The sequence below is a fragment of the Haliscomenobacter sp. genome, assembly GCF_033763495.1.
In the GTDB taxonomy this organism is placed as follows: Bacteria; Bacteroidota; Bacteroidia; order Chitinophagales; family Saprospiraceae; genus Haliscomenobacter.
The window spans coordinates 26,158-41,609 of sequence record NZ_JANRKL010000041.1 but is presented as its reverse complement, the minus strand read 5'-3'; the positions used below and the strand labels follow the sequence as shown (position 1 = coordinate 41,609).

The 15,452-nt window shown below is 48.9% G+C and carries 14 protein-coding genes and 1 tRNA gene; 6 read left to right on the top strand and 9 right to left on the bottom strand.

The window, feature by feature from the left end:
* Positions 1-224 (bottom strand): hypothetical protein (locus SFV55_RS05450; RefSeq protein WP_320028458.1); only part of this gene is annotated, 224 nt, incomplete at its 3' end.
* Positions 225-1,034: 810 nt separating this feature from the next.
* Here SFV55_RS05450 and SFV55_RS05445 point away from each other — a divergent pair.
* A complete protein-coding gene (locus SFV55_RS05445; RefSeq protein WP_320028457.1) occupies positions 1,035-2,345 on the top strand; it encodes an ATP-binding protein in 1,311 nt (436 codons plus the stop codon).
* Positions 2,346-2,537: 192 nt separating this feature from the next.
* Here the strand turns inward: SFV55_RS05445 and SFV55_RS05440 are convergent.
* Positions 2,538-2,610: transfer RNA gene (locus SFV55_RS05440), tRNA-Ile, on the bottom strand.
* A 51-nt stretch (positions 2,611-2,661) separates the two neighbouring features.
* The gene (locus SFV55_RS05435; protein ID WP_320028456.1) at positions 2,662-3,369 is read right to left on the bottom strand and encodes a YebC/PmpR family DNA-binding transcriptional regulator; all 708 of its coding nucleotides are present in this window, start codon (positions 3,367-3,369) and stop codon (positions 2,662-2,664) included.
* A gap of 147 nt (positions 3,370-3,516) precedes the next feature.
* On the opposite strand from SFV55_RS05435, the gene pxpB reads away from it, so the two are divergent.
* Positions 3,517-4,239, top strand: a complete 723-nt coding sequence (pxpB, locus tag SFV55_RS05430) for a 5-oxoprolinase subunit PxpB (RefSeq protein ID WP_320028455.1) — start codon at positions 3,517-3,519, stop codon at positions 4,237-4,239.
* 143 nt (positions 4,240-4,382) lie between these two features.
* On the opposite strand, the gene SFV55_RS05425 is transcribed toward pxpB, so the two are convergent.
* The 4 genes from SFV55_RS05425 to SFV55_RS05410 are packed head-to-tail and all read right to left on the bottom strand — an operon-like array spanning position 4,383 to position 8,261.
* The gene (locus tag SFV55_RS05425; RefSeq protein WP_320028454.1) at positions 4,383-4,901 is read right to left on the bottom strand and encodes a gamma carbonic anhydrase family protein; all 519 of its coding nucleotides are present in this window, start codon (positions 4,899-4,901) and stop codon (positions 4,383-4,385) included.
* A 25-nt stretch (positions 4,902-4,926) separates the two neighbouring features.
* The gene (locus tag SFV55_RS05420) at positions 4,927-5,268 is read right to left on the bottom strand and encodes a putative signal transducing protein (protein WP_320028453.1); all 342 of its coding nucleotides are present in this window, start codon (positions 5,266-5,268) and stop codon (positions 4,927-4,929) included.
* A gap of 22 nt (positions 5,269-5,290) precedes the next feature.
* A complete protein-coding gene (locus SFV55_RS05415; protein ID WP_320028452.1) occupies positions 5,291-6,763 on the bottom strand; it encodes a GDSL-type esterase/lipase family protein in 1,473 nt (490 codons plus the stop codon).
* 49 nt (positions 6,764-6,812) lie between these two features.
* The gene (locus SFV55_RS05410; protein ID WP_320028451.1) at positions 6,813-8,261 is read right to left on the bottom strand and encodes a glucosaminidase domain-containing protein; all 1,449 of its coding nucleotides are present in this window, start codon (positions 8,259-8,261) and stop codon (positions 6,813-6,815) included.
* A gap of 165 nt (positions 8,262-8,426) precedes the next feature.
* Here SFV55_RS05410 and SFV55_RS05405 point away from each other — a divergent pair, with 165 nt between their 5' ends.
* Together SFV55_RS05405 and SFV55_RS05400 are read left to right on the top strand one after the other, a co-directional pair.
* Positions 8,427-9,197, top strand: a complete 771-nt coding sequence (locus SFV55_RS05405; protein ID WP_320028450.1) for a cyclase family protein — start codon at positions 8,427-8,429, stop codon at positions 9,195-9,197.
* A gap of 14 nt (positions 9,198-9,211) precedes the next feature.
* Positions 9,212-9,871, top strand: coding sequence for a hypothetical protein (locus tag SFV55_RS05400; RefSeq protein ID WP_320028449.1), 660 nt, complete (start codon positions 9,212-9,214; stop codon positions 9,869-9,871).
* A 48-nt stretch (positions 9,872-9,919) separates the two neighbouring features.
* Here SFV55_RS05400 and SFV55_RS05395 read toward each other — a convergent pair whose 3' ends face one another.
* Positions 9,920-10,492: a gluconate 2-dehydrogenase subunit 3 family protein gene (locus SFV55_RS05395; protein ID WP_320028448.1), complete on the bottom strand. Its 573-nt coding sequence runs from the start codon at positions 10,490-10,492 to the stop codon at positions 9,920-9,922.
* A gap of 149 nt (positions 10,493-10,641) precedes the next feature.
* Positions 10,642-12,318, bottom strand: coding sequence for a GMC family oxidoreductase (locus SFV55_RS05390; RefSeq protein ID WP_320028447.1), 1,677 nt, complete (start codon positions 12,316-12,318; stop codon positions 10,642-10,644).
* A 116-nt stretch (positions 12,319-12,434) separates the two neighbouring features.
* Here SFV55_RS05390 and SFV55_RS05385 point away from each other — a divergent pair, with 116 nt between their 5' ends.
* The gene (locus SFV55_RS05385) at positions 12,435-14,189 is read left to right on the top strand and encodes a hypothetical protein (protein ID WP_320028446.1); all 1,755 of its coding nucleotides are present in this window, start codon (positions 12,435-12,437) and stop codon (positions 14,187-14,189) included.
* 84 nt (positions 14,190-14,273) lie between these two features.
* A complete protein-coding gene (locus SFV55_RS05380; RefSeq protein WP_320028445.1) occupies positions 14,274-15,437 on the top strand; it encodes a hypothetical protein in 1,164 nt (387 codons plus the stop codon).
* Positions 15,438-15,452: the final 15 nt, after the last annotated feature.

Here is a 15,452-nt window from a genome sequence, read left to right as displayed (position 1 = left end):
TTGTTATTCTTTGTATCCGCAAAGCCCAAAGCTCCACTGTGAAGCATTTTATCGTTTTTTACGACACAATATGCGATTGAAGTGGTGTTGCTTTTTTCAAATTCCGACTTCAATTTTTCTTCAAGTTCTTCTTTTGAATTTACAGTAAGGTCGGCCGCTTTCTGACAGGACCATACGCTCAAAAGCAAAAAGCCAAGTAAGATTGTCAGAATTCTATTTTTCATGATTTGTACAAGTTTAGCACCCCACCTCCGGTGGAGTGTTTTTTAGAAATTCAGCCACAAATGACACAAATTTTCACAAATTAAGGCACAAACTTGCGTTTGTGCTTCCGACACGAACGAAGTTCGTGCCTTAATTTGTGAAAATTTGTGTCATTTGTGGCTGAAAAATATTGTTTCGCTTCGGCGAAGGCGAGGTGCTAAACTATTACCATGATTTTTAATTTAGTGGTTGTTGTGTGTATTTCCGCTTTGGTTGTACCAGATTGGACATTCAAGAATAAAAAACAATCCTTGCAAAATACATTTTTTCTCCCTAGTAGCTGATCTCTTGTAGGTAGTATAGTGCTTTGCTTTCATTTGGCACTTCAAGCCCCCGACTTTTCAGCAATACCAATTGATCTTGAAACGACAGAGGGACTTTAGTGTATACGTGTTTATTCATAGCTTATAAAAGAGAAAACCCTCCAAGTGTGCTTCGTCGAGAGGCATGGAGGGTGTATTATCGTTATTCCGAGAATGTCTAAGGAGAATGACCCGCAAGCAGATCTTACGGTATGCAAAACGGGTACTGTTGGTGCAAAGATAAATGCCATTGTGAAAGGTTGTAAATGTTTTTTGGTTGCGCCAGGGTGTCTAGCGCAGCCAGCAGTCACGTTTGGCTTCGAGCCAGAGCGTGTCGGCAGGTAGAGGTTTTCGATCAATGAACCCCTCAAAGATTTATGTTCAATATAAATTTAATTTCAAACAAATTTTGTTTAGATTTGCTATTGGTTTTTAAATGATCAACTTACTACTACCACCTCACCTACCATGAGCGAAAGTCAAAACACAGAGTGGAAAAGTACCTGGCGCGACGAATACATTAAATGGATATGTGGCTTTGCCAATGCCAATGGTGGGAGGCTTGAAATAGGTAGAGACGACCATGGAAATGCAATTGGTCTTGACGACGCCAAACGGCTGATGGAAGATTTGCCGAATAAAATCAGGGATGTATTGGGCATCGTTGTAGATGTTAATCTTTCTTCAGAAAGTGGCAAAGATCTGATTTCTATTGAGGTTGCTCCACACCCTTATCCAGTTAGTTACAAAGGTCAATACCATTATCGTAGCGGGAGTACCAAGCAAGAGCTTAAAGGAACAGCACTGGACAAGTTTTTGCTCCAAAAGCAAGGCAAACGTTGGGATAGTGTTCCCGTTCCTTATGTTGCGGTTGAAGACCTTAGTGCATCGGCATTTGACTATTTCCGAAAAAGGGCAACTCAAACCAAACGCTTGGACAAAACTGTTTTGCAAGAAGATGACCGAATCCTTATTGATAAGCTTCACCTGAAAGAAAAGAAATACCTCAAGCGAGCGGCTATTTTACTTTTCCATCCTGATCCAGAACAGTTTTTTACGGGTGCCTATGTGAAAATCGGCTATTTCCGCACGGAAGACGATCTGCGTTTTCAAGATGAAATTCATGGGCCTTTATTGGAACAGGTGGAAAAAACCATGGACTTGCTTTTGTCCAAGTATTTTGAAGCCTCAATCCGCTATGAAGGCATCGAAAGAATTGAAGAATATCCCTATCCTGAATCGGCTATTCGTGAAGCATTGCTCAACGCCATAGCCCACAAGGATTACAGTAGTGGAAACCCCATTCAAATTAAAGTTTTCGACGGTGCCATTACTTTTTGGAATGCTGGCCAATTGCCCGAAACATGGACAGTTGCGGACCTAATTAAGGAGCATCCTTCCATACCATTTAATCCAGATATAGCTACTACATTTTTTAGAGCAGGCCTGATTGAAGCTTGGGGGAGAGGTACTTTAAAAATGATTAGGGAATGTAAAAATGCAGGTCTGGTCGCTCCAGTTTTTGACTACGATCAATCTGGCTTTCGCATCAAATTTAAAAGATTGGAGGAAAAAAGTTCGGGGAAAAGTTCGGGGAAAAGTTCGGGGAAAATCCTTGAGCTGATACAATCCAATGGCTCCATAACCATTCCAGAGCTTGCCAATATGATTGGGATTTCTGAGCGTGCCGTTGAAAAACAACTGTCCAAATTGAAAGATGAGAACAGAGTAAAACGGGTAGGGGCAGCAAAAGGGGGACGTTGGGAGCTTGTGGAATAAACCATCGATACTCCTAAGGCCAACAACTCGACAGAAATAGAGGCCATCCGGCATTGCCCAACTATTTTTTTGTAATTGTCGCACCACTGGAGCGACAATTGAAGCATTCTTGGATTGGCAGGTATCGCATATATTTTTGGCAATAAAAAAAGCCTTACTCCCCGGTCATTCCGCGAAATAAGGCTTAAAAAGTGGTCCCTGTAGGACTTGAACCTACGACCCCCTGATTATGAGTCAGACGCTCTAACCACTGAGCTAAGGGACCTAAAAAAGAGAGTGTAAATATAGATAAACTTGCCACATCGGGCAAGTGCAATCACACCATATTGTGGAAATAGTTGAGGATATCCTCGTCTTCGTCCATTTTATCGATCAGTTTTTCCACGTCGGCTTTTTGCTCCTCGGTCAGTTCTTTGGTGACGTTGGGGTTGCGTTCAAACTCGGCGCTGACCAGTTCCACGCCCCGTTCTTCGAGGGCTTTTTGCATGGCGCCGAAGTTTTTGAAACCTGCGTAGATCACAATACAATCGTCTTCGGGAAAAAGTTCCTCCAGGCCGTGGTCGATCAGTTCCAGTTCCAGTTCTTCGATGTCGATGCCTTCGGCTTTGATTTTGAATACACTATCGTGGGAGAAGATGAAATCGAAGGTACCCGAGCTGGCCAATGAGCCGCCGTACTTGGAGAAGTAGCTGCGCACGTTGGCAACGGTGCGGGTGGGGTTGTCGGTAGCAGTTTCAACCACGAAGGCGACTTTGTGGGGGCCGTAGCCTTCGTATACAATTTCCTTATAGTCGGCAGAATCTTTGCCCAGGGCCTTCTGAATGGCGCGATCGACGTTGTCTTTGGGCACATTCAGGGCTTTGGCGTTTTGGATGGCAATTCGCAGTTTGGAGTTGGTCTCCGGGTCAGGACCAGCTTCTTTTACAGCAATTGTAACATCCCGGTTTACTTTGGTAAAATTTTTGGCCATACTGGCCCAGCGCTTAAGTTTACGCCCTTTTCTAAATTCAAACGCGCGACCCATATCCTGTTTGGTTGTTAGTTGACCTTTTGTGTTGTTCAATAAACGGCTGCAAAAATACCATCTTGTGGCGTAGGAGTAAAGGAATCGGGATTTTTTTTTAGGATTGGAACCAATTATCTTTGTTAAATGCAGCTTAATCGTTCTGAAATGCGGCCAAAAATCAGTCCACTGGGTGATCAGGGGCTTTTGCTCGATTGGGGCGGGGGGCTAGATCCAGTGGTTCACCAGCAGGTTCAGGGCTGTTGGCAACGTTTGGCGGCAATGGATTTGCCGGGGGTACTCGACCTGATTCCGGCGTACAACACTTTGGCCATCTTGTGGGATCCGGTTTTTTTGCTGAAAAATTACCCGCAGCAGCTGCCTTTTGAGTTGCTTAAGGATTGGATTTTGCCGGTTTTGGCGCAAGAAATGACACACACTGCGGCGGCGAGCACGCGTATGGTAGCCATCCCGGTGTGTTTTGAGCCGCCCTATGCTTTGGACTTGCTGGAACTGGCGGCACAAAAACAATTGAGCCCGGCGGCTTTCGTCGAGCGTTTTTGTGCACGGACCTACCAAGTGTATTTGTTGGGTTTTTTGCCGGGTTTCGCTTACATGGGTACGGTGGAGCCGGAGCTGGCTAGTCCGCGGCGGGCGGTGCCGCGCGCGCTGATTCCTGCGGGTAGTGTTGGCATTGCAGGGGCACAAACGGGGATTTACCCATTGGATTCCCCCGGGGGCTGGCAGGTGATTGGGCGTACGCCCTGGCGGATGTTTTTGCCAGAGGTGGAACCGCCGGTGCGGCTGAGGGTGGGGGATGAGGTAAGGTTTTATGCGATTGGGGCGGAGGCGTTTTTGAAGGAGCAGGAGAAAGAAATAAAGGTCACTTGAACCTAGTGCTTAACTCTCCTTAGGTGAGTCTTAAGTGCCTTAGGTTTCTTAGGTGGTGAAGAAAAACTAGGCACGAAAGTGCTTTCACCACCTAAGAAACCTAAGGCACCTAAGTTACACCTAAGCAAGGCCAAATAACTTGCCTACTCCTCCTTAAACCACCCCGCGTACATCACATAATTGTTCGCGATCCGCTCGATGGTATCTTTAAACGTTTCCGCGCTGATGGCTTTGACCTTTTTGGCGGGTACGCCAGCGTAGATGTGGCCAGCTTCCAGACGGCTATTTTCCAGGACTACGGCCCCGGCGGCGATCAGTACATTTTCTTCCACTACCGCGTGATCCATCACGATGGCGCCCATGCCCACGAGCACATTGTCGTGGATGGTGCAGCCGTGTACGAGGGCGCGGTGGCCGATGGATACATTGTTGCCGATGGTGGTGGCGGCTTTGAGGTAGGTGCAGTGGATGATGGCACCGTCCTGCACATTCACCTTGTTGCCCATCCGAATGGCGTTGACATCGCCACGAATGACGGCGTGAAACCAGACGCTACAATCCGCGCCCATCACTACATCGCCAACAATAACGGCATTTTCAGCCAGGTAACAATTGTCGCCAAATTGAGGGGCAATACCTTTTACGGGTTTGATCAAAGCCATGTGTTGTATTTTAAATAGCTGGAATTTATTCAGGAAATTCGCCTTTGGTCTTGCGGTTTTCTTCCAAAACTTCCAGGGCACGGGCTGCCTCTTCGGCAATCACGAATAAGTTTACTTGTGCCCATTCCAGCTGCATCATGTTGTTTGTTAGGTCATTGGTAATAAAACTGGCAATATTGTTTTTGCGCAAAATGAGTTTTACCAGTTCGGCTTGCCAACTAAAAGGGAAGCGCATGATGCAGACTACATCTGCGTCGGGTGGGATGACAAGATCGTATTCCTCTTCGAGTTCTTCCTCAAAATCATCCTCGAGGTCCTCCTTATGGTTTTCCCATTCAAAATCGTCCAAAACATCGTCCAGTGGCATAATCAGGGTTTGAAGCAGTAAGTTACAAAGGTCGTTTTTTATAAGCAAGTTCATATTCAGTATATCCACCCAACAGAAAAGTCAGCAGGTAGTTCCCCGCAATTTTGGCGCCATTGCTGTTGAAGTGGGTGTAATCGAGGTTGGCCAGTTTGGGTCGACGCCGTTCTACCCATTCCACCATGGAGTCTTCGCCGCCCATTGCCTCGTAAAAGCTGAAAAAACCGCAGCCTTTGTCCATGGCCGATTGGCGTTGGGCTTCGGTAATGCGGTAAACGCTGGGATCGGAGTGCATGGCTGCGCCGTCTTTGATCGACTTGTCGGAGGGACCAACCAACAGGATCGGCACACCGGGCATGGCTTTTTGGAAATGTTCGATGACCTGGTTCATTTCGCGGGTGTACCAGCTGTAGTCCTGGAGTTTGGCGTTGAGTACGTTCAGGCCGTATTGCAGGATGATCAGGTCGTAATCCAGGGCGGTCTGGAAACTGCTCAGTTGTTCCTGGCTGATGCGCATCAGGCTACGGCCAGAATTGCCGCGCAGGGAGAAATTGTCCACGATGACACCATTGGGTGTTTCCAAACTTACACCGTACAAGGGCAAGGAGCCCGGTACTTTAAAATCGGCCCGCAACCTGGTGGTCATGGAATCGGCCAGGATAACAGTGTTCAGGATTTCGCGCCCATCCAGTTGGATTTCGCGGCTGCGGCCATTGTAAGTGCTGGTGACTTTGCGGGTGCTTTGAGCCAGGCTATCACCCTGAGTTTGGCCATAAAACAAACGGACACTGGAAAAACCACGGGTGCCGTAAAAACTTTTGCTGGCGCCCCATTCCGACCAATGGTGGACGGAGATGGGTTTGGGCGGCGGCGCAGTATCAATGACAGCTGTTCCATCAATGGTGTCCTTGGGTACAATCAGGCGGGGGAACAAAGCCCGAAAGTTTTCGCCCGAAATCCCGAAGGGGAAGCGTCCAGGGTCCTTGTCGATTACCGTTTTGCGTTGCCAATTGTTGGAAAAACTCAAACGCACCGACTGCCGGAAGCCGGGAATGGGGTTGTCGATGCCCACGTATCCTACTCCCTTGCCCCCAAAACGTTTTTGGAGGCTGTCGCGGAAAGTTTGGCAAATGAGGTCACCTTCGATGGAAGAGTCGCCGTAATAGGCAATGCGGATCTGGCTTTTGCGCTGGCGCAGTTTTTCAAAAAAATGGGCCAGGTAGGTCAAACCATGGTATTGGTCCTTGGCGTCGTAAGCACTGATCTGGATTTCAGAAGCAGGGTTGATGACTGGCGCAATCGGTTTTTTCGCTTTGGCCTTGGCTGCGTCGCGCTGCTTGTTTTTGGGTTGGGTGCTGCGCAAAGACTCGTAAAAGTTGTAGCCCCGCAGATTGTCTTTTAACCAGGGAATCCGGTTGTGGACAGAAGGGTAAGTCAGCAGCCACAATGCCGCCAACACGATCACCAACCAGGCCCGGCCAAAAACGTTCTTTTCCATAATCGATTGCTACTAAAACTGGGCGAAAATAAGAAAAAGCTAGACTATTTTACTTCACCCGAATTTTAGATCCCACCTTACATTCGTCTGTACTCAAATTGTTGAGTTTTTTCAAACCATCGATGGAGGTTTTGAACTTTTGTGCCAAACTTTCCAGGGTGTCGCCCTCCATCACCAGGTGGTATTGTGGAGCAACAACGGAGCCAGCGGCACTTGTGCTTTGGGTACCCGAATTTGGCACCGGGTTGGACTTGCCAAAAGGATCATTTCCGCCAGAATTGACCGGATTGACTTTGTTGTTTGATGCCCCAACCGTGGTCGTATTCACATGGGTAGTGGGGGCCTTGCTTGGTGGCACTTCACTTTTGGTTCCGGTACTTGTAGTGGTTGGAGGAATAGTAGATGTTGCAGTAGTGGTCATGTTGCCAGGTGTGCTCGTTTGGGGCACCGTAGGCATGGGGGTTGGTTTTTTATCGGGCTGGTCGCTTTTCAGTTTTGGCTGCTTCTTGACTTTTCCACCGCGGATTTTGATCTGGGCATTTTCAGCAGGCTCCTGGCCGTGGCTCATTTTGTTGCGGGTGTAGAGTTTGTCCAGGTCGATGGCATACAACACCGAAATGTCTATCATCCCTTCTCCTTTGCGCACCTTGTGGTAGGTTTCCTGACCACGCCAGGCCTTGGGCTTGGACTGCAAAAACACCCGGGTACCTGCTTTGAGTGGCTCGTCAGCACCACTGATATGGGGGTTGTGGTGCATCAGGGACTTGGGGGATACAAATTGCTTGGAGGCAATGTCTTTAACCGTTTGCCCGGCGCCAGCTATGATGAACTTCACATCGTTGGTCGATTGGGGTACCCCTACCACCAAAACTGGCTTGATTTTTTCAGGTGAATCAGGCTGGGTAAGGGTGGGTAAAGTGCCTATTTCGGACAATAAGTCCTGGTAGGTAATTTCGTCGTAACGGTGCAAGTCCAGGTCTTCAATCAATTTGATCAGTTTGCTGGGGTAGCCAGGGTCGGTGGCGTAGCCTCCTTTTTTCAAACCCTCTGCCCAGCCTTTATAATCGGTACGTTTGAGTTCAAACAAGGGGCCATAACGCTCTTTTTTGGCCGGATTCATCAGGAAAGCCGAATGGTCGCGGTAACACTGCTCGGCGCTACCATAAACGCGGAAGCAGGACTTAATGAGTTCCCCTTTGTCGTTGAGGTCATCGTCTTCTTTGTAATAACCTTCGCCATTCCAGTCTTTGCCACATTTGATGCCAAAATGGTTGTTGGCCAGGCGCGACAAATCACTGGTGCCCCAACGCGACTCCAGCAGACCCTGCCCCAATTTGATGCTGGCGGGGATGCCGGTGCGCTCCATTTCCTCTACGGCCAGAAGGCGATAACGCTCTACATAGGCCACTTTTTCATCCATGTCCTTGGGTTGCGCCTGGGCGCATCCGTACACCAAAAGGGACAAACAAAGCAATAGGCTATTTTTCAAAAAATTCATGAGCAAGGGATTGTTTTCAGACTCGTACTTAATGAATATGTTTTTCAACGAGGGCGAAAAGTTAAACAATATCAGTCGATTGATAATTAAAATTTTTTTAACGTTGCATAAAAACCTGTGAGTGGTAGTGCTGTTCCAGATTCAGGTGCGATGAAAAAACAAACCATGCAAGTACGTGTACATTTTTTAGGCCAAACTCGCTCCATTGACCTGGCTGCTCCGCTCGACATCAGCATGCCGCTGGTGGCTGGCGAGGGCAATGCCAACTGTTTTTATGCCCCTTATCCGGAGTTCTGGCCCGTAGAAGCACCCGAATTTGGCTTCATCGGCGATACCAATCGGGGCGGGGCGGTCAATTTTTACAACCTCAAAATCAACCCCCACGGCAATGGTACCCATACCGAGTGTGTAGGGCATATTGCTAGCGAAAAATATACCATCCACCAGTGCTTGCGCCGCTTTCATTTTTTTGCCAAATTGATTAGCGTTTGGCCACAGCGGCTGGACAATGGTGATCGGGTCATTTTGCGGCAACAATTGGAAGATTTGTTTGTTACCCATGTGCCAGAAGCGCTGGTAATCCGCACTTTGCCCAACGATGAGTACAAATTGCGGCAAAATTATTCTGGCAGCAATCCGCCGTATGTGCACCACGAAGCCATTGCTTTTTTGGTGGATCGTGGGGTACAACACCTACTCCTGGATTTGCCTTCGGTGGATCGGGAAGAGGACGCGGGGGCTTTATTGGGGCACAAAGCTTTTTGGCAATACCCCGATGCTCCGCGGAGTGCGTGTACCATTACCGAGTTGATTTATGTGCCTTCGGAAATACCGGATGGCGATTATCTGCTCAACATTCAGATCGCGTCCCTGGAACTAGACGTCAGCCCCAGTAAACCCGTACTTTATGCTTTGGACATTATGTCTGTCTCTTGAAACCTAACGCAGCCATGTATAAGCCAACGTATTATTCCAAAATTTACCGCACTTTTATGAGCCTGGATGAAACGGCTTTCCAGGAGCAGATTCGTTTTTTTGAAGAAAATGAAAAGGAGATTCGCGAACTGGATTTTGAGGAATATTTCGAGGTGTTGGCGACCTACGTTACGGCCTTGTTTGAGGTGGGGGCCTACCGCGAACATTTGTTGATGGTAGATGTGGTGATTGAAACCTCGATCATGAACAATATAGTGGAATACAAGGGAGAGGATCTTTTTCGGCGGATGTTGTTCCGCAAAGCGGCCTCCTTGTACCATACCGGGCAGTTTCAAAAAGCGGAGCACGTATTGGCCGAGCTGTTGCGCATGGATCGGGAAGACCAGGGCGCCATTTTGTTTTTGAAAAAATGCCTGCGTACCCATTACCCGCAAATCCGCAGCAATGCTCACGCGGTGGCGGTATTTTTGTTCCTGCTCACCGCCTTTGTGATTGCGATAGAGGTATTGCTCGTAAGGCCATTTTATGAAATGCATGCCAAAATGGTGGAGATGTCCCGCAACTCGATTTTTGTGATCGGGATTTTGTGTATCCTTTTTGGGAATTTGTACCATCGGTTTTTGGCGGAACGGGAGGTGCGGGGTTTCTTGAAGGCTTTGCGGAAGGAGAAATGAGTCCCAATTTCTAAGGCACCAAAGGGGCACCTCAGTTGGTAGCGCAAATTACGCCCAAGCTTTTTCCCCCACTTTATACTCCACACAACCATCAAATCTCCCTGGAATGGGGTTGTAACGCAAAGCCTTGGTCATCCCAATTTCCGAACTGAAATACGCAAAAGTGGCCAGTTGTTTGATCAAGCTGAAAGGATGCGGCGGAGCATCGTTTGCTTTACTGCTTTCGTAGGCAGCAGCAGTTTTATCCATGGCAGTAAGGAGTTCATGTCGTTGTACTGCATTCAAGGCATTGAAACTGTTGTTGAATTGGGTTTGGCTCTCCGCCAGGATTTTTTTCAAACCTTCCACAAAGATTTTTTGCTGCTCTTCCGCATAACAATCTTCCACAATGAGCATCATAAATGCACCCGCTCCGGCTTGTTTTGCGCCAGGCGAACCGGTGGTGTCGGGCAGGATGGTGTCGGCGATGCCGTCCAACAGCGCTTCGTCACCCGCTTGAAACAGGGCACTTTTAGCGGATGATTGATTACGCGGGGCGCAACCACTCAGGATGGCTTCCGCGCCAATGAAGGTTCCGCCGAGTAGGAGGGAGGTTTGGTAGAGTGCTTGTCTGCGATCCATAGGGATAAGTTGAGGAGTTGAGAAGGTTGAGAGGGTTGAGGAGGTTGAGGAGGTTGAGAAGGTTTAGGCTCCGCGAGCGATTTTGACAAAGTGCTTGTCTAAGTCGCTCGCGGAGCCTAAACCTTCTCAACCCTCTCAACCTCCTCAACCTATAAATTTCCTGCTTTCAATTCCGCTACCGCATGATTGGCAGCCCGTGCGGTCAGCGCCATGTACAAAATAGAGGGGCTCTGGTTGCCCGTACTGGTCATACACGCGCCGTCGGTCACAAAGACGTTTTTGCAGTGGTGCAGCTGGTTCCATTCATTCAGTAAGGAGGTTTTGGGGTCGCGGCCCATGCGTACCCCACCCATTTCGTGAATGTCCAGGCCGGGAGCTTGTTTGTTGTCGTGGGTGCTGATGTTTTGGCAACCCGCCACCTCGAGCATTTCGCGGCTTTGGGTCAAAAAGTCAGCTACCATTTTTTCCGCGTTGTCGTCATAACCCACCGAGGTGACGAGTAGTGGAATGCCCCATTGGTCTTTTTGATCGGTGCTCAGCCGCACGTGGTTGTTTTCGTTGGGCATGGATTCCCCTTGCATGTACATGTACACTTCCCAGCCCCGGGGTTCGGAAAGTGCTTTTTTGTAGTCGGCCCCAATGCCTTCCGCGGCATCGCGTCGGGCGCGGTAAGCCCCCATAAAAGTGGTATAGCCACCCAGGAAGTCAGTGTCTTGTTTGCCGAGGTTGCGGAAATTGGCCAGGATACATTCCACCGGATTTTTGCCGTACACGTATTTGTCTTCATAGCCCGGCATCTCGCCATGAGCAGAGCCCCGGTAAATGTGGAATCCGATGTATTTGCCCAACAAACCATTGTCGTTGCCCAGGCCATTGGGGAAACGATTGCTTTGGGAGTTCAGTAAAATCAAATTGCTGTTCAGTGCCGAGGCATTGACAAAAATGATTCGGGCTTTGTATTCAATCACTTCTTTGGTATTGGCATCAATCACCCTGACGCCGCTGGCTTTGCCCGATTTTTCATCATAAAGAATGGAGTGAACCACCGAATCAGGCCGAATGGTCAGGTTGCCCGTCTTTTTGGCCCAGGGCAACGTACTGGTGACCGAGCTGAAGTAGCCACCATAAGGGCAGCCGCGCATACAGAGGTTGCGGCGCTGGCAGCGACCCCGGCCTTGTTCGAGGTGTATTTCCTTGGGTTCGGTGAGCTGGGCCCAACGGCCTTGCACCAGGTAGCGGTTTTTGTAGTGCTGGAGAAATTTTTCCTGCAATACTTTTTCCACGCAGTTCAATTCGATCGGGGGCAAAAACTCCCCATCGGGCATGGACTTGATTCCATCTTTGTGGCCACAAACACCAATGAATTTTTCTACATGGCTGTACCAGGGGGCCACGTCGGGGTATCGAATCGGCCAGTCGATGCCGTAACCAAACTGGGCTGGTGCTTTAAATTCGTATTCGCTCCAACGCTGACAGGCCCGCCCCCAAATCAGGGATTTGCCACCCACCTGATACCCTCGAATCCAGTCGAAAGGTTTTTCCTGTATGTAGGGATGATCCTTGTCCTCAATGAAAAAATGAGCCGTATCTTCATTGTAACCCGCCGCCTTACTGATGAGTGGATTTTCCTGCTTGTATTGGCGCGGATGGGTGTTGCGGTGTTTGAACTCCCAGGGTTCGGTGAAGGCAGTTGGGTAGTCGCTGATGTGCTCGATGTTGCGGCCACGCTCCAGCACCAGGGTTTTGAGGCCCTTTTCACACAACTCTTTGGCTGCCCAGCCACCACTGATCCCTGACCCAATGACGATGGCGTCAAAATCTGGCATAGCTATATGTTTTATGGTATCAAATCTAAAGATTTTTTTGTCGGGCTTTGCTCTTTTTTACGTTATTTCAGTACTTTAAATCTTTATTGCAAACACCTCAAACCTACCCAGAGCTTATGAAAAATATACTGGCCTTTCTTTGTTTTTACTGCTATGTACAAATTGGCCTCTGGGGTCAAATCCCGGCTTTCCCCGGAGCTCAAGGATTTGGAGCATTGAACACAAGTGGCGGACGCGGTGGGCAGGTCATTTATGTGACCACGCTCAATTGTGAAGGCCCTGGATCGCTCAACGCAGCCTTGGCAACACCCGGCCCGAAGTACATCTTGTTTAAGGTGAGTGGTATTATCGACTGCGCGGCGGAGCTCATTTGGGGCGACTGCTACATTGCTGGCCAAAGTTCACCGGGCGGCATCATCGTGCGGGGAATCATCATCGACGACTGGTACGAGCCCAACAATGGGGCCAAAAACATCATCATCCGTCACCTCAATTCACGCCCGGCCACCGAACAAATCCGGCCAGGCAGCGGCTGGGTAGCCGACGATGCCCTGCGCCTGGATGCAGCAAGTCGGGTTGTCATCGACCATTGCTCTTTTGCCAATGCCACCGACGAGGCCATTCAAATTTCTCGCAGCAACAACCTCAGCATTCAATATTGTCAGTTGGCAGAAACGCTGGGGGACCACTACGAATTTGGTGGGATGTTGCTCAATTATTCGGCCAACGGGCACCGCAAAGACAGCATCAGCATCCACCACAACATCTGGAACCGCATCGGCGGGCGAATGCCGGAAATGAGTTGTGAACAAAGTGGCGAGGCGCCGAATGACATGTCCTGCCTGCAACATCCGCTGAGGATCGAGCTGTCGAATAACTTGCTGTGGGATCAACAAATCGAGATGTATTACAACTCCGGTTTTTATACCTCAAATCAGGAAGCGCCGGGGATGCGCCTTTTGCCCAATTTTGTCAACAACCTCTCGGTGGTACGCAGCAACATGTGCCATGGCATGTTTCGCGACCTGATGCTGGGTTTTTCCAACAATGAGCTGTTTGTCAGCGGCAATAAACTGAGCAGGTTTCCCAATTATGCCGACTATGACCTGTTTTACTGCTGCAACGATTTTTGCACGGCGCCCAATCATCCCAATCGGGAATTGGGCAAGGCCGTTCGTCGCAGCACCCGTTTTCCTTACCCCACAATTACCTATACGGCCACAGTCGATTTGCTGGCCAATTTGCGCAGCACCGTAGGCGCTTTTAACCCTCACAGTACCCGCCGCCGCGATCCGATGAACCGTCGCTTGCTGCAACCCCTGCTGGACAATGTTATTGACAGCCGCCCTATTGATGGCCGCGATTATTACCAGGATGCTTTCCGACTGGATTTTACAACGGCTCCGACTGCGCCAAAAGATACGGATAGCGATGGCATGCCCGATTCTTGGGAAACCGCCCAAGGTTTGAACCCCAATGTGAAGGACCACAATGGCACCCAGCTGTCGATCAAATTCACAGGACTGGCTGGCTATACCAACCTGGAATGTTACCTCAATGATTTGTCGGATCGTTTGGTCAGTGGCAGTCCTTTGACAAAGGTAGGCGACCGAGGCATTGACAAGCAGTGGCAAAAAATCAATTTCGACAGTTCGGCGCGGATCTTGTATGTGGAAATAGACCAGGCGACTGCTCCGGAAGGTTCGCAGGTACAAGCTCAGGTGTTGAACAGTTATGGTGCAGTGTTGGCCGAGGCCAAAACGCAGGGGCAGCGCTTGCAGATTCCTTTGGCGCATGCACCTGGTGGCATCCATTTTGTACACATTCAGAAAGGCATTCACGGGGTGACAGAAAGGATTTTCATTCCCTGAGTGCAAAGGGTAGCCCTTGGCTTTTGAACTCTTTTGGCTTATTTTTATTCAATTTTTGATCAATTCAATGGATAAACCTGCATCATGAAAACCGACTTAATTGCGCTATTCCTGTGTTTTTTTGGGCTAAACCTAACTGCTCAAATTCGTTTTGAACGGGCTTATTTCATCGACAACCAGGGCAACAAAACCGAATGTCTGATCAAGAATTCAGATTGGAACGACAACCCCAATTCCTTTGTATACCGCAAAACAGACACCGAGCGGACCCACTCCGCATCCATTGAAAATGTCCAGGAATTCGGCGTGTACAATTTTTCCAAATACATCCGCGCCAAAGTGGACATTGACCGCAGTAGTGGCGACATCGGCAAGATGGATTATTTCGGCAATGCCGTTTTTCACAGCGAAGAGCTTTTTTTGAAAGTGTTGATTGAAGGCACAGTGTCTTTGTACCAGTATTCCGATGGCGACCTCAATCTTTTTTTCTTCCAAACCCCTGGCCAAGGCATTCGCCAATTGGTGTACAAAAAATACATTGTAGACCAAAACACCATTGCCAGCAATGTGGAGTTTCGGGAACAATTGGCCGTAGCCAAATGTGCTCAAGCTCGCCCGGAAGTGTTGCAGGAATTGAAATATTACAAGTCCGAATTGGTAAAATACCTGATCGCTTACCACCAGTGCCAGGGACTAAGTTTTACGAACTACGATGGGAAAATCAAACGCGACTTGTTCAATTTACGGGTGACCACCGGCCTGAGCTTTTCCGATTTTGTTTTTACAGGGGTGGATGGTTTTTCTCAAAGAGCGGCACCCCGGCTCGGGCTGGACCTGGAGTTTGTACTGCCTTTCAACAAAAGCAAGTGGGCCTTTTTTGTGGAACCCAACCTGCAAAGTTTTTTCGCCACCGAATCCATTCGCAACGACCTGACCTCGATCAATTACCGAGCCCTGGAAATTCCGGCAGGGCTGCGGCATTACTTTTTCATCACCGAAGATTTGCGCTTTTCATTGAGTGCGGCCTACGCTTTTGAACTGGGCTTCAAGTCGGCCATGAACCGGATTGATGGCCGCCAGTACGAACTCAGCGGGGGCAATGTATTTGCGGGCGGGGCCGGGATGAGTTACAAAAAATTCAGCGCTGAATTGCGCTGGTACGAAAAGAAGGATTTGTTGAGGTTGTATCCTTTTTTGGAGTCAGATTTTTCAAAAGTTGCATTGGTGTTGGGCTGGAAATTGTGGTAAAAAATGCCGGGCGCA